The 23,821-nt window shown below is 47.3% G+C and carries 25 protein-coding genes and 1 riboswitch; of the genes, 10 read left to right on the forward strand and 15 right to left on the reverse strand.

The window, feature by feature from the left end; translation table 11 throughout:
• The first annotated feature begins 68 nt into the window (after positions 1-68).
• Complete coding sequence (locus tag FZD51_RS22820; protein WP_148976843.1) at positions 69-1,388, forward strand: TrkH family potassium uptake protein; 1,320 nt, start codon at positions 69-71, stop codon at positions 1,386-1,388.
• A 344-nt stretch (positions 1,389-1,732) separates the two neighbouring features.
• Here FZD51_RS22820 and FZD51_RS22830 read toward each other — a convergent pair whose 3' ends face one another.
• Together FZD51_RS22830 and FZD51_RS22835 are read right to left on the reverse strand one after the other, a co-directional pair.
• Positions 1,733-3,058, reverse strand: coding sequence for a DUF4179 domain-containing protein (locus tag FZD51_RS22830; protein WP_148976845.1), 1,326 nt, complete (start codon positions 3,056-3,058; stop codon positions 1,733-1,735).
• Positions 3,051-3,566, reverse strand: coding sequence for a sigma-70 family RNA polymerase sigma factor (locus tag FZD51_RS22835; RefSeq protein WP_148976846.1), 516 nt, complete (start codon positions 3,564-3,566; stop codon positions 3,051-3,053). The genes FZD51_RS22830 and FZD51_RS22835 overlap by 8 nt, the downstream gene beginning before the upstream one ends.
• A gap of 160 nt (positions 3,567-3,726) precedes the next feature.
• On the opposite strand from FZD51_RS22835, the gene FZD51_RS22840 reads away from it, so the two are divergent.
• The 3 genes from FZD51_RS22840 to FZD51_RS22850 all read left to right on the forward strand — a co-directional run bounded on the left by FZD51_RS22840 (position 3,727) and on the right by FZD51_RS22850 (position 6,456).
• Positions 3,727-5,391 (forward strand): mechanosensitive ion channel, encoded by a 1,665-nt coding sequence (locus FZD51_RS22840; protein ID WP_148976847.1) that lies wholly within the window; start codon positions 3,727-3,729, stop codon positions 5,389-5,391.
• 103 nt (positions 5,392-5,494) lie between these two features.
• Positions 5,495-6,220: a YqcI/YcgG family protein gene (locus tag FZD51_RS22845; RefSeq protein WP_148976848.1), complete on the forward strand. Its 726-nt coding sequence runs from the start codon at positions 5,495-5,497 to the stop codon at positions 6,218-6,220.
• Between the two features lie 95 nt (positions 6,221-6,315).
• On the forward strand, positions 6,316-6,456 hold the full coding sequence (locus FZD51_RS22850) for a BA3454 family stress response protein (RefSeq protein WP_148976849.1): 141 nt from the start codon (positions 6,316-6,318) through the stop codon (positions 6,454-6,456).
• 31 nt (positions 6,457-6,487) lie between these two features.
• On the opposite strand, the gene FZD51_RS22855 is transcribed toward FZD51_RS22850, so the two are convergent.
• A complete protein-coding gene (locus FZD51_RS22855) occupies positions 6,488-6,682 on the reverse strand; it encodes a hypothetical protein (protein WP_009795711.1) in 195 nt (64 codons plus the stop codon).
• A gap of 118 nt (positions 6,683-6,800) precedes the next feature.
• The gene (locus tag FZD51_RS22860; RefSeq protein WP_262381070.1) at positions 6,801-7,643 is read right to left on the reverse strand and encodes an STAS domain-containing protein; all 843 of its coding nucleotides are present in this window, start codon (positions 7,641-7,643) and stop codon (positions 6,801-6,803) included.
• Between the two features lie 198 nt (positions 7,644-7,841).
• Between FZD51_RS22860 and FZD51_RS22865 the strand changes: the two genes are divergently transcribed.
• Complete coding sequence (locus FZD51_RS22865; RefSeq protein ID WP_094769385.1) at positions 7,842-8,657, forward strand: general stress protein; 816 nt, start codon at positions 7,842-7,844, stop codon at positions 8,655-8,657.
• Between the two features lie 135 nt (positions 8,658-8,792).
• On the forward strand, positions 8,793-9,839 hold the full coding sequence (locus tag FZD51_RS22870; protein WP_148976851.1) for a lactonase family protein: 1,047 nt from the start codon (positions 8,793-8,795) through the stop codon (positions 9,837-9,839).
• A gap of 106 nt (positions 9,840-9,945) precedes the next feature.
• Here the strand turns inward: FZD51_RS22870 and FZD51_RS22875 are convergent, their stop codons facing one another.
• Positions 9,946-10,389, reverse strand: coding sequence for a hypothetical protein (locus FZD51_RS22875; RefSeq protein WP_148976852.1), 444 nt, complete (start codon positions 10,387-10,389; stop codon positions 9,946-9,948).
• Between the two features lie 174 nt (positions 10,390-10,563).
• Between FZD51_RS22875 and FZD51_RS22880 the strand changes: the two genes are divergently transcribed.
• A complete protein-coding gene (locus FZD51_RS22880) occupies positions 10,564-11,121 on the forward strand; it encodes a tyrosine-type recombinase/integrase (protein ID WP_148976853.1) in 558 nt (185 codons plus the stop codon).
• A gap of 17 nt (positions 11,122-11,138) precedes the next feature.
• Positions 11,139-12,635 (forward strand): potassium/proton antiporter, encoded by a 1,497-nt coding sequence (locus FZD51_RS22885; RefSeq protein ID WP_148976854.1) that lies wholly within the window; start codon positions 11,139-11,141, stop codon positions 12,633-12,635.
• Positions 12,636-12,709: 74 nt separating this feature from the next.
• Here the strand turns inward: FZD51_RS22885 and FZD51_RS22890 are convergent, their stop codons facing one another.
• The 5 genes from FZD51_RS22890 to FZD51_RS22910 form a co-directional block, all read right to left on the reverse strand.
• Positions 12,710-13,933 (reverse strand): dicarboxylate/amino acid:cation symporter, encoded by a 1,224-nt coding sequence (locus FZD51_RS22890; protein WP_148976855.1) that lies wholly within the window; start codon positions 13,931-13,933, stop codon positions 12,710-12,712.
• A 74-nt stretch (positions 13,934-14,007) separates the two neighbouring features.
• Positions 14,008-14,145, reverse strand: a riboswitch (cyclic di-AMP (ydaO/yuaA leader).
• 72 nt (positions 14,146-14,217) lie between these two features.
• Positions 14,218-15,039 (reverse strand): undecaprenyl-diphosphate phosphatase, encoded by an 822-nt coding sequence (locus FZD51_RS22895; RefSeq protein ID WP_148976872.1) that lies wholly within the window; start codon positions 15,037-15,039, stop codon positions 14,218-14,220.
• A gap of 86 nt (positions 15,040-15,125) precedes the next feature.
• Positions 15,126-15,293: a twin-arginine translocase TatA/TatE family subunit gene (locus tag FZD51_RS22900; protein WP_148976856.1), complete on the reverse strand. Its 168-nt coding sequence runs from the start codon at positions 15,291-15,293 to the stop codon at positions 15,126-15,128.
• A gap of 27 nt (positions 15,294-15,320) precedes the next feature.
• Entirely contained in the window at positions 15,321-15,653 is a 333-nt protein-coding gene (locus FZD51_RS22905) for a hypothetical protein (protein ID WP_148976857.1), read from the reverse strand.
• Between the two features lie 135 nt (positions 15,654-15,788).
• Entirely contained in the window at positions 15,789-16,412 is a 624-nt protein-coding gene (locus FZD51_RS22910) for a histidine phosphatase family protein (protein ID WP_148976858.1), read from the reverse strand.
• Positions 16,413-16,548: 136 nt separating this feature from the next.
• Here FZD51_RS22910 and FZD51_RS22915 point away from each other — a divergent pair, with 136 nt between their 5' ends.
• Positions 16,549-17,247: a DUF421 domain-containing protein gene (locus tag FZD51_RS22915; protein ID WP_148976859.1), complete on the forward strand. Its 699-nt coding sequence runs from the start codon at positions 16,549-16,551 to the stop codon at positions 17,245-17,247.
• A gap of 85 nt (positions 17,248-17,332) precedes the next feature.
• Here FZD51_RS22915 and FZD51_RS22920 read toward each other — a convergent pair whose 3' ends face one another.
• Together FZD51_RS22920 and FZD51_RS22925 are read right to left on the reverse strand one after the other, a co-directional pair.
• Complete coding sequence (locus tag FZD51_RS22920) at positions 17,333-17,968, reverse strand: FusB/FusC family EF-G-binding protein (RefSeq protein WP_148976860.1); 636 nt, start codon at positions 17,966-17,968, stop codon at positions 17,333-17,335.
• A gap of 109 nt (positions 17,969-18,077) precedes the next feature.
• Complete coding sequence (locus FZD51_RS22925; protein WP_148976861.1) at positions 18,078-18,356, reverse strand: CD3324 family protein; 279 nt, start codon at positions 18,354-18,356, stop codon at positions 18,078-18,080.
• A gap of 799 nt (positions 18,357-19,155) precedes the next feature.
• Here FZD51_RS22925 and FZD51_RS22930 point away from each other — a divergent pair.
• A complete protein-coding gene (locus FZD51_RS22930; protein WP_035403454.1) occupies positions 19,156-19,539 on the forward strand; it encodes an SET domain-containing protein in 384 nt (127 codons plus the stop codon).
• A 23-nt stretch (positions 19,540-19,562) separates the two neighbouring features.
• Here the strand turns inward: FZD51_RS22930 and FZD51_RS22935 are convergent, their stop codons facing one another.
• The 3 genes from FZD51_RS22935 to glmM all read right to left on the reverse strand — a co-directional run bounded on the left by FZD51_RS22935 (position 19,563) and on the right by glmM (position 23,820).
• Positions 19,563-19,841: a DUF3784 domain-containing protein gene (locus tag FZD51_RS22935; protein WP_148976862.1), complete on the reverse strand. Its 279-nt coding sequence runs from the start codon at positions 19,839-19,841 to the stop codon at positions 19,563-19,565.
• 382 nt (positions 19,842-20,223) lie between these two features.
• Positions 20,224-22,026 (reverse strand): glutamine--fructose-6-phosphate transaminase (isomerizing), encoded by a 1,803-nt coding sequence (glmS, locus tag FZD51_RS22940; RefSeq protein ID WP_148976863.1) that lies wholly within the window; start codon positions 22,024-22,026, stop codon positions 20,224-20,226.
• Between the two features lie 444 nt (positions 22,027-22,470).
• The gene (gene glmM, locus FZD51_RS22945) at positions 22,471-23,820 is read right to left on the reverse strand and encodes a phosphoglucosamine mutase (protein ID WP_148976864.1); all 1,350 of its coding nucleotides are present in this window, start codon (positions 23,818-23,820) and stop codon (positions 22,471-22,473) included.
• Between the last annotated feature and the right edge of the window lies 1 nt (position 23,821).

The following is a 23,821-nucleotide window of genomic DNA, read 5'->3' on the forward strand; positions in this document are numbered from 1 at the left end:
AATGGTTTTTTTATGGCCAATAATATATTTGCTTTTCATCATTTGAGGAAAAAGGAGCTCTATCTATCATGAAGCGAAAATACCTGAATATCACGCCGCCGCAGCTTTTGACCCTAATATTCCTGTTTTTCATCCTGCTGGGGGCCGCCTTGCTGAAGCTACCTTTTTCAACCGTTCATGGTGTCTCATGGATCGATGCCCTGTTCACAGCCACCTCGGCTATGACTGTGACAGGGCTGACAGTGGCTGATACGGCGTCTACCTATACCTTGTTCGGCCAGATTGTCATCATGTGCCTCATCCAGCTCGGAGGCCTTGGAATCATGTCCTTCGCTGTGCTGATTTACTTGATGCTCGGAAGGAAAATCGGGTTCAAGGAGCGCCTTGTCCTGCAGCAGGCATTGAACCAGACGTCGGTCGGCGGGGTCATCCGCCTCGTCCGCTACCTGTTTATTTTTTCCTTTACGATCGAGGCGATCGCCGTGTTCTTTCTCTGCCTGAGATGGGTTCCTAAGTACGGATGGGGTGATGGCTTTTATTACAGCCTCTTCCACTCTGTTTCAGCCTTCAATAATGCCGGCTTCCAGCTCTGGCAGGATGGTCTGAGTCAATTTGTCGGCGACCCTGTCATCAATATTGTCATTTCCATGCTCTTCATCATTGGCGGCCTCGGTTTTACCGTATTGGCCGATCTGTGGAAATCAAAGCAATTCAAAAGGCTGTCGCTTCATTCCAAAATGATGATTGTGGGCACTTTTGCGGTCAATATTGTATCAATGGCTGTCATCTTTTATCTAGAATATAATAATCCGCAGACCCTCGCCCATCTGACCAGCGGGGAAAAGCTTTGGGCATCCTATTTTCAGGCCGTTTCTCCCAGGACTGCCGGATTCAATTCAGTTGACATAGGCGGGCTAGAGGATGCAACTGTCCTGTATATGCTGCTGTTAATGTTTGTGGGCGCGGGGAGCGCGTCCACAGGCGGCGGAATTAAACTGACGACCTTTATCATCATTATCATGGCTGTCATTACATTCATACGCGGCAAAAAAGACATCGTCATTTTCCGCCGCACCATCAGCGTCAACTATCTGACAAAAGCATTGGCCATATCGATGATTTCCATCCTGTTCGTCTTTATCGCCATCTTTGTCCTGAGCATCACGGAGGATTTGCCATTTATTAAAATTATTTTCGAAGTTGTATCCGCCTTCGGAACGGTCGGCCTGTCCATGGGCATTACTGCCGACCTGTCGGAAATCGGAAAAGAAATCATCATCTTCATCATGTTCCTGGGCAAACTTGGCCCGCTCACGCTCGCCTTCTCCTTCGCCAAACAAAAACCGGAGAAAATTCGGTATCCTGGTGAGGATGTTTTGTTGGGCTAGGGAAAAGCGGAGGGCGCTTGCTCAGATTTAAGGAACGCAGGCTAAAGACGCCACGTCCTGTGGCAACGCCTGCATGACCTGCGGGCCCAGCATAAGACGCTCCTGGATAGAAGGCGTTCTTTGCCTTCAATTCAGGAGTGGCTTATGACTCGAGGGGTTAGCGCCTGGAGCTGGACAAGACGAAATGCGTAGGACGCTTGCTCAGACTTAATTTGAGCAGCAATTTTCATTCCATAAAACCAGGCCGGAACTTACCGTTCCGGCCTGATCTTTTACAAGCTGATTGCTGCTTTTTTGAGTTTTAATAAAATTGGAATTTCCTGCTTAGACAACTCCATTCGCCTTTACTCCAGCTTAATCTTCACTTCTCCCTCTATCCAGGATGGAAATGCTGATAACTCCAGACTGATAGGATTCTTATAGTTGGCAGGATCTGCTTCAGATAAGGAAACGCCAAACTCCTTATAAAGACCATCGCCCCCGGATCGATAGAAGGAGCTTCCGCCATCCAGATCCCTGCCTTCTGCATCTTTTGCAGTCGTAAAGAGCTGATGATTGTATTCCTCCCCTGCCCGAACCTGGACAGAGAGATCTCTCCCATTTAAGACTGCACCTGATAATTTATCACCCTTTGGCTGCTTCACAATCTCTTTCGTTTCGGTATTAATGACCACTTCCGCATCCTCTTTATCCACGGCCATTACTTTATTAAGAACCAGATACAGCTCCTTCGGTTCTTTAAAATAGTTGCTCTGCAGATAAATAATATGCTCATTTTCCTTTATTTCCTGTGCTGACACACCATTGGCAATGCCAGACCAGACTTCTCCATTCTCATCAACAAGCCGCAAATCATCCAAAGCAAAGATTTTCATGCTGTTTTCCGGATCAAATGAGACATGGATAGCCACACGCAATGGATAAATGGCAATGTCCTTGAAAAAGATTTTCTGCCCTTCTATTGAAACAGTTTCATTTAGAGGGTATATCTTTTTCTTCACTTTCGGTCCTTCAACCGTAAAATCAATGTCAAAAGTCTCTATGCCTTCCGCAGTTTTGACCTCCGCCTCTGCCTTAAACTCTTTCCCTTTCAAGTCTTCACTGAATAAGTAGTCCGCGGTTCCATTGACAGACTTTACTGGTTCATCAGTGTAAGAGCTGTCACCAGAACCTGAAAAACTGACAGGAAGCTCTTCCCCATCACCACCAGTGATATGAATACTATTTGTATGAAGCACCTGCTTCTCCTCTGACTCAACTGTATAAAATACCACCAGACCCCGCTCATCCCGGATAGCACCGTCAAGCGTAAGCCGGACCCCGTTTCTCTCCTGGGATATGCCGAGCGGCTGCATATAGTCATTCTCCACGGCGGATATTAAGCCCTTATCATACCGGATGAGGTCTACCAGCTTTTCCATACCCGGCATTTCTGCGACATAGTGGGCAAAGGCCAGGGAAACTCTGATGCTGGTCAAAAATCCGAGCAATAGCAGGGCGGCCGCAATCCCGGGCAGCCAGCTCCTTTTGATGAACCGCTTCTTCGGGGAAGCTGCTTTGGCCTGCTGGAATCCTTTCATGATTGCTTGTTCCAGCTGTTCATCCGGCACAGGAAACTCCTGATACCGCTCCCCTATGGCTTCAAGCTTTTTTTCTTCCTTTTCAAACATCCATCTTCCCCCCGCTTTCCTCGAGCTTCTCTCTTAGTGACTTCAACGCTTTATTGAGCCATGTTTTCACGGTTCCTTCCGGACGGTTGTACAGGGCAGCCACTTCCTTGATTTTAAGATCGTGGAAGTATTTTAGCGTCAGCAGCTCACGGGAGCGGTCATCGAGCGACTCCATCGCATCCTGGACCTCGAATAGAAGAGTATCCTCTTCCCCGCCCGCTGCGAGGAACAGCTGTTCATTATATACGAGCCTGTTCTGCTTCTTGAGCCTGTCGCAGCAGTAATGGATCATGATACGGATGATCCATGTCTTGAAATAGGCAGGCTGCTTCAGATCTTTTATGCTCTTGTAAGCCCGGAAGGTTACTTCCTGCACGGCCTCAAGAGCTTCTTCCTCATTTCGCATATAGGCGAGTGCGGTTTTATACAAATCCGCCTTGCAGGAACGGATGATATCAAGAAAAGCTTCATCATCCCCTTTTATGGCTTTGCGGACAATATGCTCCAAGGCTGATCGATCCCCCTCTTGTTTTCCTGAATATTAGACTGCTTCATAGGAAAAAGGTTTTGCTTTTCCAAACTTTATTTTCCAATTCGGCTGCCTGCAGCCTGTTTATCTGCTAACTCACTGGGTAAATGTAAATATCTATGTTAAGGAGTGGATCTAGTTGGATAATAATTATGCATTTTGGAATGGCTGGAATGGCTATCTGAACCAGCTTCCCGACCTTTTGCTGGCATTAGTCGTCCTCCTGTTGGGATGGATCATTGCAAAGGCGGTTGAAAAGGCGGTCCTGAAAGGCCTCCGTAAAACCAATCTTGATAACAAACTGTTTGCCGAGCCGGGAAACAGAAAGTATTCCCCTGAGAAAATCATAAGCAAAATCGTTTATATTCTCATCCTCATTTTTGTCTTTATTTGGTTCTTCAATATCCTAAACTTAAGCTTCCTGGCTACTCCGCTAGTAGGCATGTTCTCGACTATTACAGGTGCCATCCCAAGCATTTTAAAGGCTGCTTTGATCCTGCTGGTTGCCTGGCTGGTGGCATCCGCCCTCAAGTTTCTCATCAAGCGTGGAGGCAGAACGCTTCGCGTCCATGAAACACTGAACAAATATAAATTCATTAAAGGAGATCACGACTCCTCCAATATCGTCGATAAAGCTGCCAATATTGTATTCTATCTGGTTCTGCTGATTTCCCTTCCTGCCGTGCTGTCAGCCCTGAATCTCGAGGGAGTCTCCGGACCGTTTGCCAGCATGCTCAATGATATTCTGGCTTTCCTTCCTAAACTCCTTGCCGCTGCCCTTATTCTGTTTATCGGCTGGTTCATCGCCAAGCTGGTCCGTGATATTGTCACGAGCTTCCTGCAGAGCATCGGTACGGAAAAGCTTGTCGGGCGTTTCGGCCTGTCCAAGCTGTTTGAAGGGACCACCCTTTCATCTGTTGCCGGCTATATCGTCTTTGTCTTCATTATGATCCCGGTCGTAATCGCGGCACTCGAAGAATTGGATCTGGAAGGAATATCACAGCCTGCGATTGCCATGCTGAACGATGTCCTCACTATGATCCCGAATATCATTGTCGCCATCGCCTTTATCCTTGCGGGCATCTGGCTCGGAAAATGGGTCAGGGGGATGGTTGCCGGCCTTCTTGAACGAATCGGCGCAGACTCATATTTTAATAGCATCGGATTAACAAAAAATAAAACCAGGGCTGCAAAAAGCGGGATTTCCCAGCTGATTGGCTATATTGCCCAGATCATTGTTGTCCTCTTATTTGTTGTACAGGCTCTGAACCTGCTGAAGCTCGACTTCCTTGTCACACTGGCAACCGGGGTCATAGCCTATTTGCCGCATGTTCTTGCAGCACTTGTCATTCTTGGAGCTGGATTATGGCTCGGAACCCTGGTAAAGAAGCTGCTTTCAAGCCTGCTGGAAGGCCCTCATTTCCGCCTTCTGTCATCTGTGGCGCAATATGCGATCGTAGCCGTTTCCATCTTTATGGCCCTGGACCAGCTTGGCGTCGCCCATTCCATCGTCAATTCTGCCTTTATCCTTATACTCGGCGGACTGGCTCTCGCCTTTGGCCTTGCCTTCGGTTTAGGAGGAAAGGATTTTGCCGCCAAGTATCTGCAAAAGCTTGACCGTAAAATTGAGCAGACGAGCATCAATAAAGATGCCCGCACCACCCAGATTAAAGAATCAATGACTCCAGATGCCTCCAGGGGCAATCAAGCTGGAGATTCCGGTCCTGCCCGGCCGATGACGCCTGATAACGCTGATCCGATAAATCCGGAGCATAATCGCATGAATGAAAAAAGAGATGAATAACAGCAAAGAATAGAAATGATCTTTGAAGCATGAGATGAAGCCGGCCTCCTGCGGGAAGCCGGCTTTCATGCACTATGAAAAAAAAACATTAGGAGAGCTGATTATGAAAACCATCCAAAAATCATTGCTGACAAAAGAAGATATGACCAACCCTGACATTGTGCCTGCCTGGGTCATTGAAGAATATAAGACCTTCCATCAAACCGTCACAGACAAGACCTTCCCCTGCTATTTCGGCATGACTGCTGAAAACCGCGGGGAGCTGCGCTATGCATATATTTCACAGGAGGACTGGTCACAGCTTCCGAAGGCGCTGGAACAGTTCATTGATCTTTTTGATGCCCCTAAGCTTATCCGCCATGGCTTGTTTGTGTTTGTGGAGCCGGAAAAAGAAGAGAAGGATATCTCTTACTACCGCGAATATTTCTGGAACATCCTCCAGTATCTTCATGATCAGGATGAAAAACCTTGGCCAAAAGATTATCCTGAGGACCCGGACCACCATCTATGGGCATTCTCTTTTGCCGAAGAGCCCTTCTTTGTATTTGGAAACGCTCCAGCCTATAAGCAGCGGAAAACAAGGGATCTAGGCAACTCCCTTGTGCTGGGATTCCAGCCGCGGAGAATTTTTGAGGGGCTGGAAGGCACTTCAAAAGGAGGAATCATGTCCCGGGAAAAAGTCAGGGAACGAGTGGAAAAGTGGGATGGACTGCCAACGCATCCTAATATCAGCCATTACGGGGATCCTGAGCATCGGGAATGGAAGCAATATTTCATCGGCGATGATATCAAGCCGATTGAAGGGAAATGCCCCTTCCATTCTAAATAATAGATGAGGCTCATAATTTCAGTAAAACAGGTTTTACTTTCCTTTTAAAATGGTATCACTATATTAAAATATCATTAAGAAAGGAATAAACAAGCATGGTACAAGTAACTGTAACCGTTAATCACGGCGGAAAAAATTATATGACAAATGTAATCGCACGTAGAGGGACACAAGAAGAGGAAATTGCACGCCTTGCACAGGAACAGGTGCAGAGACAATGGCAGGCAGCCAATTAAAAAAAGTGAAGCGTGCACCGCTTCACTTTTTTTAGATTCCCCATTTTATATAGACACCCAGTGCGACAATAGAAAGCAGAATGACTACTGCATAAATCACAGTCAGGTTGACCGTATTTTTCCTGGCTGACTTTGAGTAGTCAGCATCACTTTTGCCGGCCAGCATAAGGGTGAAAATTAAAGAAAGAATGATAATGGCTATAACGATGATTAATCCCAGCTTCATGTTCGACTCCCCGCTTTTCCAGAAGGCTGCTTAATAGATTTCCCTTCAACTGTATATGATTAGTGTATCACTTTATATTCAGTCAGTTCCTCATTTGTATATAAGTTTCACACAAATATCATCTTTTAGTATGCTCGAATCCTGCTGCCATCAGCGCCTGCTTAAGATTTGCCCTTGTCGGGATTTCCCGGAATTCTATTCCGAGAGCCACGATTGTCTGGGCGATTTCCGGCCGTATTCCGGTCATAGTTGCCTTCACGCCGATCAGGTTCAATGACTTTACAATCTGAAACAGATTATGGGCAACCATCGTATCTATCATCGGTACGCCGGAAACATCAATGAACAGCTGCTTTAATTGAAGCTCTGAGCTGTTTTTCAGGCATTTTTCCATAATGAATTTTGCGCGCTCTGTATCCACTTCCCCAACGAGCGGAAGAACGGCAATATCCGCTGAAATCGGGACAACCGGAACGGACAGCTCCTGCAGGGCAGTCCGGGCTACTTCTATTTTCCTTGTGCTGTAGTTCATGTAAATATTGCTGAATATATACGCGACCTCATCCAGGAGCGGGTTGATGATTTTGCTGACATCAAGCATCGTGACTGCAGCAAATTGATTTTTCTCCAGCTCCTCAGTGAAAACGTCCCAAATAACCGATCTGAACAGGGACAGCACACGCAGGGATTCGTCCAGGGGAACGCCGTTTTCTATCGCAGTTTCTCCTGTGTCACGGGCCCATTTTTCAATTTTGCGCCCGCTTTCCTCCTGATCCGTATATAATGATTCACCCAGGATCTGAATCAAGGCTTTGCGCCATTCAGCTATCTGCTTTCTGGCAACAGTCGATTTCTTAAGCTTTTCCTTATAGAAAGGGCATTCCCGTTCAAATATGTGATTGACGAGCTGCTCTTTGCTCTCTACTATTCTTGTGCCAATCTTAAGCAATTCGTTCCTCAATGCAATCCCTTCTCCCATGAAAAAGTCTGACAATTATATCATAGCATTTCCCTGCTGTATTGCAACGCTGACCTTCCCTGAGCCCCCGCACGAAGCGGCTTTTTGCCATATATTTCAGGCGGGCTGAGGTTTAGGCCTTTTTCACATAAGGGTATGTATTCTATTAGAAAAGTTTTTATATAATAAGGAGGAATGAACATGGCAGAAGATAATAAGCGCGTAGTAGGCTCATATGCAACAGAGGATGAAGCGGTTGAAACAATTGAAAGGCTGAAAGCAGAAGGCTACCGGGCTGAGGACATTTCCGTCATCAGCAAAAACCGTGATGATCTTGACGCTGTGAGCGAGGAAACCGGGACGAAGACAGAGGAAGGCCTTGCGGCTGGCGCTGCTGCCGGCGGAGCATTGGGCGGGCTCACAGGTCTGCTCGTGGGCATCGGCGCCCTTGCAATCCCTGGAATTGGACCGATCGTTGCGGCGGGTCCGATTGCTGCAACACTGACCGGGGCAGCGGTTGGCGCCGGGGCAGGCGGACTTGCAGGCGCATTGATCGGCATGGGCATCCCGGAAGAAGAGGCCAGCCGTTATGAAGCAGAGGTAAAAGAAGGAAGAATCCTGATCCTTGTCGATCCCGATGACCGGAACCGCGACCGCCTGACAGATGATGAAACAATCTTCACCGGAGGAGCTGTCAATGACGCCCGCCGCACTGACGAGGATTTCGTAGGCACAACAGACAGGAATACAGCCATCCGGGCTACGGACCAGGAAGATAAGTATGACGACTATATAGTTGATCCTCTTAATCCTGGTGAACTGGATAAAGGTGAAAATGCATTCCAGGACCATAATGATCAAAACCGCCCGTATACAGATGAGAATATAGATCCGAATACCCCTCTCAGTGACAAAGTGGTAAGCAATCCCTTTGCAGATGAAGACAGACTGAGAGATGAAGTGAACCGCGATTATACTGACCCGCGCCAGCCTAATTCAGACTATCCTAAAGGATAAGAGGTCAGCTGGCCAATAAGGACCTGGCAGACTGACCCGCCAGGTCCTTTGGCTTTTTCACAATGCCCTGCTGAATGCACTGAAAAGGTTCATGCTATAATAGAGGCAATTCCGCACTTTGAAAGGAGAAATAGTATGAAGGACCATATTTTTTCCGGTTTTATCGGCACCTACACAAAAGGCGACAGCAAAGGCATTTATGCTTTTGAATTGAATACAGAAAACGGCAGGCTCGAAAATGTCAAGCTCGCCGCAGAGCTTGAAAACCCTACATATGTGACAATCAGCGAAGATAAAACACGCCTTTATTCCGTCGTAAAGGAAGGGGCGAAGGGCGGCGCTGCCGCGTTTTCCATCAGCGATGACGGCGGGCTTACAGAACTGAACCGCCAGCTGTCTGACGGTTCATCTCCATGCCATATCAGTGTAAATAAAGAATTGAGCTATGCAGTGACTGCCAATTACCATAAAGGTACGATTGAAGCATACGGACTGACAGGAGACGGTTCCCTGCTTTCGGCTTCCTCGGTTGCTCAGCATGAAGGCACAGGCCCGAATGCAGACCGCCAGGAAAAGCCGCATGCCCACTATGCAGGCTTTACGCCAGATGAAAAATATATTGCCGCTGTTGACCTGGGTACAGATGAAATCATTACGTATGAGTTACAAGATGGACAGCTGAAGGAAGCAGCCAAGCTGGATGTAAAGCCCGGCAGCGGTCCGCGGCATCTTGTTTTCCACCCGGAAAGGAATATTGCCTATGTGATGACAGAGCTGAGCTCCGAGGTGATCGTGCTCGAGTACAGCCCGAATGACGGCAGCTTCAAGGTAATGCAGACAGTACCGGCCATTCCTGAAACATTCCGGGAAAATAACCAGGGAAGCGCCATCCATATCTCTTCTGACGGCCGCTTTGTCTATGCCGCCAATCGCGGACATGACAGCATTGCCGTATATTCTGTAAATGAAGAAACAGGCAAGCTGGATTTCATCGAGCATACTTCAACCGAAGGAAACTGGCCGCGCGACTTTGTGCTCGATCCTTCAGAAAGATATATCGTTGCCTCCAACCAGGAAACCGGAAACCTCACCCTGTTTGCCCGTGACGCACAAAGCGGCAGGCTATCCCTGCTGCAGAAGGATGTTTCAGTTCCTTACCCTGTATGTGTGAAATTCTTATAAGAAGCTTTTAAAAAGGGATATGCCCTGTTATCAAAGTATTCATAAGCGCATGGATGTTAACATCCATGCGCTTATTATATGATCCTGATCACCATGTTGGCTGTAGTTACCTGGATGAAAAAGGGCGTCCTATATTTGAAAGCAACAGGCTTCTGATGCACGCCAAAAAAAACCCTGCACTTGCAATGAAGGCCAATGCCAGCAGAACCCGTTCATTAATAGGCAGCTCAAAGATAAGGCTTATCCCCAGCATAAGGATACACAGCAGGCCATTTACTCCAAACAGAATACCCCAAAGGATATCTTTTATATTCTGATAAATCCTTCTTCCTTTCACGTATTTGATATACAGGAAACAAACCATACAGGCACCTGTCATGAAAATCACAGTCTTTATAAAAGGCAGGGAGGTACGTTCTTCCCAAGGCATATCAATGATGACCATGTTTACGTAATAAGTCAGATTGAAAACAATCATAAAGAGGACAGTATAAAAAAACACCACCCACTCACTTATATAAATAATAGGCATAAACAACTTCTTTAACATGGTTCCTCCTTTTATAAGAGCCGGGCTTTTTTTCTATCGTAACAAAAATTATTTTCAATTTCATGTTATTTCCATTTTTCACAGAACTCATTGGAGCCAAAGCAGGTTCTATTCTTTTTCATGTTACATAACCATATGCTATAATAGGATTAAGTTACATTGGGGGGTGAATTAATGAAAACAGTTGGTGCAATAACTGACAAACAGAAGATCCTGTTTATGGAGGAATGGCTCCAAACCCGGTCATCCCGGGACTATTGTTTGTTCCTGCTCGGCATCAACACCGGAATACGCATCAATGACCTGCTTCATCTTCAGGTAAAAGATGCTGCAGATGAAAATGGAAATATCCTTTCCTATTTGCCTGCCTCGGAAGCTTGCTTTCCCCCTATTTATTTCAACCTGCAGGTCCGTGAAGCCCTCCATACATGCATCCAGGAGAATGGCCTCAAATGGGAAGACCCGCTCTTTAAGTCAAGAAAGTCCCATAACTCAATCACAAGGGTACAGGCATACCGGATCATTAATGAGGCTGCCCGGGCCGCCGGCATTGAAGATCCTGTCGGCACACATACGCTAAGAAAAACCTTTGGCTATCATGCCTATACAAAAGGCATTGCCGTGTCGCTCATCCAAAAGAGGCTCCAGCAATCCTCCCCGTCAGAAACCTATAGCTATCTGGGGATTTCACCTAAGAACCCTCCACCTGTCACTCTCGACGTCAACTTATAGAAAAGGAGCTGATAACAATGATTAATGTTTTGCATACAGATACATTCATCCTGCTTGCGGCCATCCTGTTCATCACCGGCGTGCTGACGACTAAATTTTCCTCGCGGCTCGGCGTTCCTTCCCTCGTGCTGTTTATGGCAGTCGGGATGCTGATGGGCAGCGATGTACTGGGCATCATTTATTTCGACAATGCCAGCACAGCCCAAATGATTGGTGTTCTTGCTTTGATCATTATCCTGTTTGAAGGCGGCCTGCAGACTAAGTGGAAAACACTGCGCCCGGTCGTCCTCCCATCATTGTCACTCGCCACCCTCGGCGTCATCCTCACATCCGGAATTGTAGCTGCAGCAGCGAAATTCATCCTGGGGACAGGCTGGCTTGAATCAATCCTTTTCGGGGCCATTGTCGGATCAACGGATGCTGCTGCCGTCTTCGCTGTCCTCAAGGATAAGAATATCGATGAACGGATCGGCGCCACTCTTGAAGCAGAGTCAGGCTCCAATGATCCGATGGCTGTCTTCCTGACAGTCGCCATGATTGAATTGATCACCCTTCCGGAAGCAAGCATCTGGTCCTTGATCGGAACCTTTTTCCTCCAGATGAGCATCGGCCTCCTGTTTGGCCTTATTTTTGGCAGATTGGCCGTTTTTGCCCTTAACCGCATCAATCTGGATTCAGGCGGCCTCTATCCTGTCTTCGCCACAGCCTTTGCACTTTTAACATATGGAATTACAGCCTTTGCGAGCGGAAGCGGCCTTCTAGCCGTCTATATCGCTGCCATTGTCATCGGAAACATGGAACTTGCCTACAAACACACCATTTTCCGCTTTTCTGAAGGATTTGCCTGGATGATGCAGATTATGATGTTTGTGATTCTCGGCCTGCTGGTATTCCCTTCAGAGCTGTTCAGCCTGGATATCTTCCTGAAAGGCATCGCCATTTCTGCGATTCTCATATTGATCGCAAGGCCCGCAGCTGTCTTTTTGTCTACTATTAGAATGGGATATAAAAAGAATGAACTGATCTTCCTTTCCTGGGCAGGACTAAAAGGGGCCGTTCCAATCGTATTGGCCACCTTCCCTCTTCTTGCAGGAATTGAGGGAAGCCAGCAGATCTTCAATGTTGTGTTCTTCGTCGTCCTGACCAGCTGCCTCATTCAAGGCTCAACGATTACAGCACTCGCAGCGAAGCTGAAGCTGACCGGACCGAAAAAAACGACGCCTATGCATTCGCTTGAGCTTGTGTCCATTGGAAAAGCCGATGCAGAAATGATTGAATACGAAATGGAGGATGATGCCCAGATCATCGGGCAGACCCTGATTGATATCCCGTTTCCTAAAGGGGCGCTTGTGAATGCCATCATCCGCAATGATGAACTGATCACCCCGGCCGGCAGCACCATCATCCTTCCAGGAGATGTGCTGTATATCCTCGCCAGCCGCAAGTGCAAGCCGCAGCTCAAGAAGCTTCTCCTGCAGAAAAAGATAGAAGAAGCGGCCGAGCCGACTGCATAAGAACTTTCCTCGGTTCACCAGGTCCATTAAAAAACACCGTCCTTCATCCGGACGGTGTTTTGCTTTCCCTATTATCAGGTTAATTCCCTGTTTTTCTTTTTCTCAGATTCACCGACGATTACCGCACAAGCGGCATCGCCTGTAATATTGACGGCTGTTCTCGTCATATCAAGAAGCCTGTCGATCCCGATGATCAGGGCAATCCCTTCAACAGGAAGGTTAACAGACTGAAGGACCATCGCCAGCATGATCAGGCCGACACCCGGCACGCCCGCTGTACCGATGCTCGCAAGGACAGCAGTCAGGACGACCGTCACAAGCTGCGTGAACGTCAGGTCAAGGCCATATACCTGAGCGATAAAGATGGTGGCTACACCTTGCATGATCGCCGTGCCATCCATATTGATCGTTGCGCCAAGCGGCTGAACGAAGCTGCTAACCGATTCAGGGACCTTTAAGTTCTTCTGGGCCACATTCATGGAAACCGGAAGTGTGGCATTACTGCTCGATGTACTGAAAGCCACGCTCATCGCAGGGGCAAAGCCCTTAAAGAATTCAATCGGACTGCGCCTGGCCAGGAAGTATACCGCTGATCCGTATGTCACAAGCGTATGGACAATCAGTGCCGCAAGCACCACACCCATATACAGCCCCATGGCTTTAATCGCATCAACCCCCTGGGTGCCGACAGCCGATACGATCAGGCCGAAGGTTCCATATGGCGCAAAACGCATAATCAGGTTCACCAGGTACATCATCAGCTCATTCCCCTGATCAAACAGCTTTAGAACACCTCTGGTTTTCTCGCCAAGCATTGTAAGGGCAAAGCCGATGAAAACAGAGAAAGTAATGATCTGAAGCATATTTCCTTCCGTAAATGCCTTGATAGGATTTGTCGGGATGATATTCAGCAGGGTTTCAGATACGGGCGGCGCCTCCTGCGCTTCAAACTCTGCCCCGGTCGTATCAAAGGTCCCTACATTCCCCGGCTGGAAGATGTAAGAGAACGCAATCCCGATGATCAAAGCCATACAGGTGGTAGCCAGGAAGAAAGTAATGGTCTTCAGGCCGATTCTCCCGAGCTTTTTAGGATCGCCAAGGCCTGCGGTGCCAAGTGTGATGGAGAAGAACACGATCGGCACAACGAGCATATTGATCAGGTTGAGGAATATTTTCCCCAGCGGAGTAAATAAATACGTATTCAATGTTTCAAATAAATCGGGAGAATACAGATTCAATAATAAGCCGACAATGCCCCCCGCAATCAGAGCGATGATAATCTTTGTTGATAGTTTCATAACGCAAGCCTCCTTAATCGAATTTTTAGCATAAAAAAACACAGAGGGCGAGACCTCTGTGTTTGAACGCAGACTTGTCCTCTCAATAACGCTTACGAGGTTAGCTGTCGGATTCGGGCTTTGAGAGTGCCCTACCTGTAAAGGATTCACCCCGAGGCATGTGTATGCCGGTTGGATCCCCCGCTCTTTAAAAGATTAAGCGCATCTTTCGATAATTTTTTTTTAATTTTACTCTATGAACCTAGCTTCTGTAAATATTTAAATACTGGAACTGTACTTTAGCCTCACAGAAAAACAAAATAAATGACTGCTGCCAGGATAATTCTGTAAATGGCGAACGGCACCAGCTTGATTCTGTTGATGAGCGCCAGGAAAAAACGGATTGATAGCAGGGCGAATACAAAAGCACTGATGAAGCCTACAATGAAGAATGGAACGGCATCAGGCGTGAAATACTCCCAATTTTTCAAGAGCGACAGCCCGCTCGCTCCAAGCATGACAGGCACCGCCATAATAAAGGTAAAGTCAGAGGCTGCCCTGTGGCTGAGGCCAAGCAGCACCCCGCCCGAGATTGTGGAGCCTGACCGTGAAAAGCCCGGCCATAAGGCGATGCATTGGAACAATCCAATGAGGATTGCCTGCCGGTAAGTGATCTTGTCCACTGTCTCGATGGCCGGCTTCCTCTTTGAATAATAATCAGCTGCAATCATAAGCAAAGCGCCAGCAACCAGGCCTATCACCACCGTATTAATCGAAAATAAATATTCATCAATATAGTCCTCGAACAGAAGCCCAAGAACCGCAGCAGGCAGCAGGCCTGCAATCACCTGCGTGAGCTTCAGCCTCGGTCCATCCGATTGTTCCTTCCCCCCTTTACCCAGCCCGAGCAGCTGGATAAACCGGTCCTTGAACACAATCACCACCGCCAGGATCGACCCAAGCTGAATGACAACCTTGAATGTATTGGCTACTTCCTTCGAGAAAAGCTCTTTGGATTTTAATAGAATATCGTCCACTATAATCATATGGCCCGTAGACGAAACGGGCGCAAATTCAGTAAGGCCTTCAACAATGCCCAATATCAGGGCAACAATCATCTCTTTCATCATTTTCCTCCAGAACAAAACAGCTGCCCCGCACGCAAAAGCTTCTAATATGAGCTCTCACTCGGCGGAGCAGTCCTGCCATCTATTTATTTATCTTTCTCTTTATCATCTTCCATGATGCCTTTTGTTGCCTTTTTGAATTCACGAAGCGTATTGCCGGCTGCCCTGCCAAGCTCAGGAAGCTTTTGCGGACCAAATATAAGCAGCGCAACAAAAACGATGACCATGATTTCCCCAAAGCCTAAATTCCTCATCTCTGCACCTCTTTTTTCAGATTAGTTTTATCCATCACTAACAGAGGAGGAGATAAAAAACTTAGAATGAAAAAAGACCGGCGTAAGCAGGAACCTCAATTTTTCCAGCATGATATCCATCCGGAAAAATCTTCTAAAAAGGAGCATGCCGGCCGGCGCTGCCAATAATGGAAGATACGGGCCCGTTCCCAGGAGCTTCCCTTTTCGCTCAAAAGGTTTTTCTTTCGAAAAAGCCTTGCCCTCCTCCAGTACAATCATCTCAAAGCGCTTGTCATCGCCCGAAAGCAGGCTCGAGAAAGGGTCATGCCCAAATCCCCATAGACTATAAACACTGATCGCAAATAGGAAAAGGAGATTCATTCCCGCTATATTGTCTTCCCTTTCAGTTTGATAGAATTATCATACTTCGTCCGTCCCGGTTTGGAAAGACCGAAAATTGGGAAACAAGCTCCTTTTTATGGAAAAAAGAAAAGGAACAGGCTATCCTGTCCCCTCCTATCCTAAAAGTTCATCAGGCAAATGGCGCTGGCTGTTCAAAAACATGGCCACTCTTCTTTTATGATCCAGCTTGAACAAATGAACACCGGTATCTCCTGTAGCAAAGAGCCGGGTGCTGGTATTGGGCAGTCCAAGCAGCGCCAGGATCAGCATGGAAATCAACCCGCCGTGCGAAACCGCAGCAATCCGCTTGAATCCTTTTTGTTCCGCATCATCCAGCAGCTCTGATAATACAGTTTCGGCACGGAATCTCATTTCAAGCATCGACTCCCCCTTCTCGATGCGCTCATGCGGCTTTCTGCCCTCAGGCGGTTCAGGATAGCGGATGCCCGCTTCCTCCCGGGACATCCCGGCCAGTACCCCATTATTGAATTCCATCAGCCTTTCATCCGCCTTCAGCCCGCACCCTGCTCTGTCAGCTGTAATAACCGCTGTTTCATAGGCCCTTTTCAGCGTACTTGCCCAGATCATATCTGGAGGATAGTGTTCGGTGATAAACTCGGCAAGAAGGCCCGCCTGCCTCCTTCCCAAACATGTCAGCGGAAAATCCGCCCTGCCCTCGTGGACGCCCAGCAGGTCAGCTTCTGACTGGCCATGGCGGATCAGCAATAATTCAAGCATACAAATCATCTCTCTTTCTTTTTTATGTATAAAAAGATGCTCCACTGCCAAAATAAGGATGCATCTTGACAGGAGAACAGATTAGTCTACAAATCAAATGCTTTTTGCAGCCAATAAAAACTAAACGAGGTGTAACGTGAATATTTCGGAATTGCTCATAAGGATCTCTGTTTCATTTCTTGTCCTTTTTCTACTGGCCAGGCTGATGGGGCGGAAAGAAATTGCCCAGATGACCTTTTTCAATTTTGTATCGGCCATTGCTATTGGATCTATTGCAGCCAACACAGTTCTTAACCCGAATGTTGCCCTTCGGAGCGGCGTCATTGCACTCACCGGCTGGGCAGTATTCACCATCCTAATGGGCTATCTTGATATCAAATCCAGGAAAGCCAGGGTGTTCCTGGAGGGCCAGCCGCTGATTGTCATAAAAGACGGCAAGGTGATGGAAGATTCCCTCCGCAAAGCCAGGCTGGATATCAATGCGCTAAGCGCCCTGCTCAGGCAAAAAAATATCTTCTCCATTTCAGATGCAGACTACGCAATCTTTGAAACAAACGGCAAGCTGTCGGTGCTCAAAAAAGAAGGAAAGCGCCCGCTGACACAAAGCCACGCAGCCCAGGGGAACCCGGTGCCTAAAGATGCCTATCCGGTCGGCACTGCCGTCATTTCCGATGGCCAGCTTGTCTCCCGGAATCTCGACGGCTTAAACCTTTCCCAGGAATGGATTGAAGACCAGCTCCAGCAAAGCGGCGCCTCCCTGTCTGATGTCTTTTATGCTGAAGTTCAGCAGAATGGCACCCTTTATGTTGACTATAAGGATGATCAGCTTCAATAACCTGAGGCAAAGATCTTTAGAACCTGCCCAGCGGGTTACCGCAAAGACAGGGACCTGAAACCAGGCCCCTGTCTTTTCTTTTATGCTATTTCACCAGTTCTGCAAATTGCTCCAGCTTCTCAAGGCTTGTCAGGCTTTCGTTGCACTTCACACTGTCGCTGCAGATATAATTGCCTTTTCTTACGTAAGTCCCTTGAACGGCGCCTTTCTTTTGGGAAACAAACAGTCCTGCCTCTCCATGTTTGCCGCATATGGAACAAATCCCTTTTTGGCTGATCGGCTTGAAGGTTCCCGACAGGCCGGCAAGCTTATTTTTATACAGCACGGCCATATACCTTCTCCCCGTGCCCTTGTCGTCCCAGGAAAAGTAGGAAAGGCCTTTCTGCTCCTCCAGCCCGGCTTCAGGCACCTTCAGCTTTTTAGCCTTGGGAAACAGCTTCCTGGCTGCCTGTTCGCCCACTGCCGGGAATGGGATGATATAATCCTGCAGGCCTTCCAGGAACCGGTCTGCATCTGTTCTGTCTTTTATATCAGACAACGGGGCAAGAATCTCCTCCTGCTCAGCAGTGAGCTCTGGAAACAGCGCTTTAGCCTTCTCAGAGGTGATGGCTTTCAGCGCATTCAAAACCCCTTTATCATTTACAGAGCTGTGCCCATTCACAAGGTGGGCTGCCTGTTCTTTTATAAAATTATACTGGTCGTTCCGGATAAAGTGTTCCATTTCATTCACTCCTATTCTGGCCCGGATCAGGCTGTTGATTTCTCAAGACAATTATAAGAAAAATCAGCAGCCGGGAATAGGCAGAGAATGACTCTGAACCAAAGTGTACCTACTGCCTGCGTTTCTGTTTTGAATAGACTATCTTTTTGATTGTTTCATTGGCCAGGAAGTATTCGTCCGCCAGCACTTCGACCGGCTTTCCGTTCCGGAATGCCTTCCTGATCTCCTCATTGCGTGCATCAATCTGCTTCCGCCCTCCGGAGGACTCCCCCCACTTTTGCCGGGCAGCCTCAGGCTTGGGAATATAGATCATCTCACCTTGAATATATTTCTGTATCTCCGCTATCAGCTCTTCAGGCAAAACAGCGGCTGCTTTTACATAGCTCATTTCGGCCAGCTCCTTATTTTAATGGTTTCTTAAATAAGGGGCAAAGCCAGTAATAGAAATGAGATCACATTGTAAGGGCGATTATATAGATCTTCTCCCCATGCAAAGTATCGCCTTTCCTCTTACAGGCTTTGCATGAGCCGCTCCAGTATCCGGCAGCCGGAATATTTCTGCCATTATATCCACCTCCCGATTATCCTGATTTTGGTATTCATTATAGTACAATTCGAGTGTGTCTGCATGTTTTTTGTGAGAACAGGCTGCATGCTCTGCAGCTGCCCCTGTGCCTTGAGGAATAACAAAAAAAAGCATGTAAAAGAGCAGAAGCCCTTTCCATGCTTTCTTATTCTAGCAGCAATTGCCCGTATTCCCCAGCAGTACAAGGCCTTTCTTGTCCCCGCTGAGATCAAGGACCAGATCCTCTACATTCGGTTCAATGATCGGATCGATTGCCACCGTGATTTCATTGATTGTTGATACATTGTCGTCCTCTTCCGGCTCATCCAGAGCCAGTCCTACTTTTGGCTGTCCTCAGCCATAGCCTGCGAAATATATGCGGATATTGCGGGCATTTTCTTTTTCAAACATCTGCTTTAAAATATCGCGTGCCTGATCGGTGATTTGCATCTGTATTTCCTCCTTTGCTGTTATGATTACTTTACCATACAAACACCCGGGCTGGTATCAAATCAGCTCCCCACAGCCCTGGGACTGTCATCCAATTGCTTCCTGCGATTGCATTTTTGCCCCAAGACTGTCAGACTAGGATTGACAGATTATGAAGGCGAAGGTGAAAAGCTTGATTGAAGTTAGAATCTCAAACATTACCGATGATGAAACCAATAAAGGTGTGTTCGCTACCCGTGATATCAAAAAGGGAGAGCTGATCCACAGGGCCCCGGTACTTGCATATCCAAATGAAGAACATAAATATATTGAAAAAACCAGGCTCGCCGACTATGTATTCGAGTATGGGACGAACCATTCTGCCCTTCTCCTTGGATACGGAATGCTGTTCAACCATTCCTATGAGCCGAATGCCGATTATGAAATCAGTTTCGAGAATCACTCTTTTGATTTCTATGCTTACAAGGATATTAAAAAAGATGAAGAAATCATGATCAACTATAACGGCGATCCTGATGATGATGCTCTCCTATGGTTTAACGGAGGAGAAGAATAAGGAGGGGCAGCTCCCCTCCTTATTCACTCTACCATCCTGCTGTTCACATAAAATACGAGCCCCATCATAATGGCTATACAGAGCATGATCAAAAACTTCGGTGAACCCACTCCCAGAATGCCGCCGATAATGAGAACAATGCCAAGAACCGCTTCCGTTCCCCCCACCAAATGGGCCAGTTTCTTTTTGTCCCTCACCCTTTTTTCATTAAACCCCGATAAAAGCCACGTCATTTTCTTAACACCCACCAAAAAACCAAGCACAAGAAAAATAGTCCCAAAAATAAGTAAATCCTGATTCATCCATTCCATCTCCTTAAAATTTCTTCATTATGGCCGGAATAATGTAAAACGGAATAAAGAGGGTTGCCAGCAGATAAATTATGATCGTTTCTTTGCCCAGGCATTGTTGTTCAAATGTTTAATTAAAGCCTCACATACCTGGCAGCAGCAGTCCATTATTATCCTTAGTCAAACGTTTGATTAAAGCCTTATAACTTTTGCAGCAGCAGTCTATTTGCTCTTAATCAAACGTTTGATTAATACCTTGGATACTGTGTCAGCAGTACTATTGCCGCCCTTAATTAAACATTTGATTAATACCTTTGCATTTCCACACCTATGCAAAAAGGAGGCATCCTGAAAGGAGCCTCCTTAGACATACAATATATAATCCTAAATCCGCTTACTCAACCGTAACAGATTTAGCCAGGTTGCGCGGTTTGTCTACATCGCATTCGCGGTGCAGGGCAGCATAATAAGAGATCAGCTGCAATGGTATAACAGAGATAAGAGGTGTTAATAATTCATTAATTTCCGGAATAACGAAGCGGTCTTCTTCCTGCTCAAGCCCCTTCATGCTGATGATGCATGGGTTTGCGCCGCGGGATACAACTTCCTTGACGTTTCCGCGGATGCTCAGGTTGACGCTTTCCTGTGTAGCAAGGGCAATGACTGGCGTACCTTCCTCGATCAGGGCAATTGTACCGTGCTTCAATTCTCCGCCGGCAAAGCCTTCAGCCTGGATATACGAAATCTCCTTCAGCTTCAGTGAGCCTTCAAGGCCGACATAGAAGTCGATGCCGCGGCCGATGAAGAAAGCGTTGCGTGTTGTTGCCAGATATTCGCGGGCAATCGCTTCGAATTCTTCTTTGCTGTCACAGAGAACCTCCATAGCATTGGCAGCGATGCCAAGCTCCTGAACCAGGTTAAACGGCAGTCCAAGCCCTTTGCTCTTCGCTGTTACTTCTGCCAGGATGGCAAGTACAGCCAGCTGGGCAGTATATGCTTTTGTTGAAGCAACGGCAATTTCAGGACCTGCATGAAGAAGCAGCGTGTAATCAGCTTCACGGGAAAGGGTTGATCCCTGTACATTCGTGATGGTCAGTGCTTTATAGCCCATCTCCTTGATGTTTACAAGCACGGCACGGCTGTCTGCTGTTTCACCGCTCTGTGAAATAAAGATGAATAGCGGCTTTTCTGACAGAAGAGGCATATTGTAGCCAAATTCGCTGGCAATATGGACTTCTACCGGAATTTTTGCCATTCTTTCGATGAACTGCTTGCCGACAAGGCCGGCATGATAAGAAGTACCAGCTGCAATGATATAAATCCGGTCGCTTTCATTCATCGCATCAAGGATATCCTGGTCGATGACCAATTCACCATTTGCATTCTGGTATTTCTGGATGATGCGGCGTGTCACAAGCGGCTGCTCATCAATTTCCTTCAGCATATAGTGAGGATATGTGCCTTTTTCAATATCACTTGCATCCAGTTCAGCAGTATATGGATTTCTGGCAATGATCTGGCCGTCCATATCCTGGATCATGACTTCGTTCTTCTTGACGATAACGATTTCTTTGTCCATAAGCTCGACATACTGGTCTGTAACCTGAAGCATAGCCATTGCGTCGCTCGCAACCACATTGAATGTGTCGCCAAGGCCGACAAGGAGCGGACTCTTGTTCTTCGCTACAAAGATCGTTTCATCATTCTGCTCATCAAGGAGCGCCAAAGCATAAGAACCCTTCAGCAGGCGCAGCGTCTTGCGGAAAGCGTCTTCTGTTGCTTCTCCTTCATTTACGAACAGCTCGATCAGCTGAACGATGACTTCTGTGTCCGTATCGCTCTGAAGCTCTACACCGCTCAGGAATTCGCGCTTCAGCTGGTCATAGTTTTCAATAACACCGTTGTGTACGAGTGTGAAGCGTCCGCCAGTACTCTGGTGAGGATGGGCATTCTTTTTGCTCGGTACGCCATGTGTCGCCCAGCGCGTGTGTCCAATCCCGGTATGGGCTTCCACATCTCCATCAACAATGCTGCGCAGGTCGGCAATGCGGCCTTTTTCCTTGAAAACATGAACGCCGTTTTCGTTCATGACAGCGATCCCTGCTGAGTCATAGCCTCTATATTCAAGCTTTTCCAAGCCTTTTAATAATACTTCCTTTGAATCAGTGTTTCCGATATAACCTACAATTCCGCACATACTTCTGTGTCCTCCCTAATAAAGGGGGCAAGAAGCCTTTTTTAGAGGGCACACTTGCCCCCTTATCTCTAGTTTTTGTTTGTTCAGAAGCATATCCCTCTCTTTGTCCACCAAGTTGCCTTGATGCTTTAAAGAAGGATTTTCGGTTGTGCTTGCTCAACCGGGAGGCATCCGCCGAAAAATCGATAAACCTCCTCCTCGTCAACTAGCCCTCTCATGGCTAGTTCAGGCGCTTTAAAAGTATACCCTGACGACCCACCTTTCTATTATTGAATATGCTTTGCACTATGGTTTGCAAAAACAGGATAATCATACATCACCACGCGAGACTCCGTCAACTGATATCATAAAAAATACACATTTTCCCATGAAGCTTTGGGGCTCCATATACAAAAATATGCATAGAGGCGCCAAAGCGTTCCTCTATGCATATCTTCCCTTCCATTACTCTTTTAAACCCATTTCCTCGCGGACAACAGCGGCTATGCGCTCCACATAGGCCTCACACTGCTCCTTTGTAGGCGCCTCAGCCATTACACGGACCAAAGGCTCAGTGCCGGAAGGCCTGACAAGGATGCGCCCGTTTCCGTTCATTTCATTTTCAACCTCTGTAATCACGGCATGAACCTTATCGTTGTCTGTTACATGGTGCTTGTCTGTAACTTTAATGTTGACGAGCGTCTGCGGGAACTTCCTCATTTCATTCGCAAGCTCTGACAGCGGCTTCTTGGTCGCTTGCATGATATTGGCAAGCTGAAGGCCAGTCAAAAGGCCATCACCGGTTGTGTTGTAGTCAAGGAATATAATATGGCCGGATTGCTCCCCGCCAAGGCTGTAGCCCTCTTTTTTCATTTCCTCCACCACATAGCGGTCTCCGACTGCAGTCTGGATGCTTTCAATGCCATTTGCTTCAAGCCCTTTGTAGAAGCCCAGGTTGCTCATGACTGTGGATACAACTGTGTTATGCTTCAGGCGGCCCTGCTCTTTCAGGTATTTTCCGCAGATATACATGATCTGGTCTCCATCAACAATGTCGCCATTTTCGTCTACAGCAATCAAACGGTCTCCGTCCCCGTCAAAAGCAAATCCGGCATCCGCCCCTTTTTCCTTTACAAAGGCCGAAAGCGCTTCAGGATGCGTCGAGCCTACGCCATCGTTGATGTTAAGGCCGTTAGGGGATGCGCCCATTGTCGAAAGGTCGGCATCAAGGTCTGCAAACAAATGTGCTGCCAGTGAAGATGTAGCACCGTTCGCACAGTCAAGCGCAATATGTATGCCAGAGAAGTCTTCATCAACACTTTGCTTCAGATATTGAAGATATTTCTGTCCGCCTTCAAAATAATCATTCACCTGGCCAAGGTCCGCCCCTACCGGACGCGGAAGCTCATCTTCTGCCTTATCCATGAGACCTTCAATTTCCAGCTCCTGATCATCTGAAAGCTTAAAGCCATCAGGCCCGAAGAATTTGATCCCATTATCAGCTACAGGGTTGTGGGAGGCTGAAATCATGACACCTGCCTGTGCACCAAGGGCTTTTGTCAGATACGCTACTCCAGGTGTTGAAATGACGCCGAGGCGCATAACTTCAGCGCCAATGGAAAGCAGTCCTGCGACAAGGGCTCCTTCCAGCATATGCCCTGATATGCGTGTATCGCGGCCGATCAATACTTTCGGGCGTTCCTCATTCTTTGTTAGCACATATCCGCCAAACCGGCCCAGTTTAAATGCCAGCTCCGGGGTCAACTCACTGTTTGCAATCCCTCGTACTCCATCGGTACCGAAATATTTACCCATT

This window comes from Bacillus infantis, from assembly GCF_008180445.1.
GTDB lineage: Bacteria > Bacillota > Bacilli > Bacillales > Cytobacillaceae > Bacillus_AB > Bacillus_AB infantis_B.

What these genes read in the sequence shown, in the direction of transcription:
- FZD51_RS22820 (WP_148976843.1), top strand. Translation starts at nt 69, where the DNA reads ATGAAGCGAAAATACCTGAATATCACGCCGCCGCAGCTTTTGACCCTA.
- FZD51_RS22830 (WP_148976845.1), bottom strand. Translation starts at nt 3,058, where the DNA reads ATGTTTGAAAAGGAAGAAAAAAAGCTTGAAGCCATAGGGGAGCGGTAT.
- FZD51_RS22845 (WP_148976848.1), top strand. Translation starts at nt 5,495, where the DNA reads ATGAAAACCATCCAAAAATCATTGCTGACAAAAGAAGATATGACCAAC.
- FZD51_RS22850 (WP_148976849.1), top strand. Translation starts at nt 6,316, where the DNA reads ATGGTACAAGTAACTGTAACCGTTAATCACGGCGGAAAAAATTATATG.
- FZD51_RS22855 (WP_009795711.1), bottom strand. Translation starts at nt 6,682, where the DNA reads ATGAAGCTGGGATTAATCATCGTTATAGCCATTATCATTCTTTCTTTA.
- FZD51_RS22865 (WP_094769385.1), top strand. Translation starts at nt 7,842, where the DNA reads ATGGCAGAAGATAATAAGCGCGTAGTAGGCTCATATGCAACAGAGGAT.
- FZD51_RS22870 (WP_148976851.1), top strand. Translation starts at nt 8,793, where the DNA reads ATGAAGGACCATATTTTTTCCGGTTTTATCGGCACCTACACAAAAGGC.
- FZD51_RS22875 (WP_148976852.1), bottom strand. Translation starts at nt 10,389, where the DNA reads ATGTTAAAGAAGTTGTTTATGCCTATTATTTATATAAGTGAGTGGGTG.
- FZD51_RS22880 (WP_148976853.1), top strand. Translation starts at nt 10,564, where the DNA reads ATGAAAACAGTTGGTGCAATAACTGACAAACAGAAGATCCTGTTTATG.
- FZD51_RS22885 (WP_148976854.1), top strand. Translation starts at nt 11,139, where the DNA reads ATGATTAATGTTTTGCATACAGATACATTCATCCTGCTTGCGGCCATC.
- FZD51_RS22890 (WP_148976855.1), bottom strand. Translation starts at nt 13,933, where the DNA reads ATGAAACTATCAACAAAGATTATCATCGCTCTGATTGCGGGGGGCATT.
- FZD51_RS22895 (WP_148976872.1), bottom strand. Translation starts at nt 15,039, where the DNA reads ATGAAAGAGATGATTGTTGCCCTGATATTGGGCATTGTTGAAGGCCTT.
- FZD51_RS22900 (WP_148976856.1), bottom strand. Translation starts at nt 15,293, where the DNA reads ATGAGGAATTTAGGCTTTGGGGAAATCATGGTCATCGTTTTTGTTGCG.
- FZD51_RS22905 (WP_148976857.1), bottom strand. Translation starts at nt 15,653, where the DNA reads ATGAATCTCCTTTTCCTATTTGCGATCAGTGTTTATAGTCTATGGGGA.
- FZD51_RS22910 (WP_148976858.1), bottom strand. Translation starts at nt 16,412, where the DNA reads ATGCTTGAATTATTGCTGATCCGCCATGGCCAGTCAGAAGCTGACCTG.
- FZD51_RS22920 (WP_148976860.1), bottom strand. Translation starts at nt 17,968, where the DNA reads ATGGAACACTTTATCCGGAACGACCAGTATAATTTTATAAAAGAACAG.
- FZD51_RS22925 (WP_148976861.1), bottom strand. Translation starts at nt 18,356, where the DNA reads ATGAGCTATGTAAAAGCAGCCGCTGTTTTGCCTGAAGAGCTGATAGCG.
- FZD51_RS22935 (WP_148976862.1), bottom strand. Translation starts at nt 19,841, where the DNA reads ATGAATCAGGATTTACTTATTTTTGGGACTATTTTTCTTGTGCTTGGT.
- glmS (WP_148976863.1), bottom strand. Translation starts at nt 22,026, where the DNA reads ATGTGCGGAATTGTAGGTTATATCGGAAACACTGATTCAAAGGAAGTA.
- glmM (WP_148976864.1), bottom strand. Translation starts at nt 23,820, where the DNA reads ATGGGTAAATATTTCGGTACCGATGGAGTACGAGGGATTGCAAACAGT.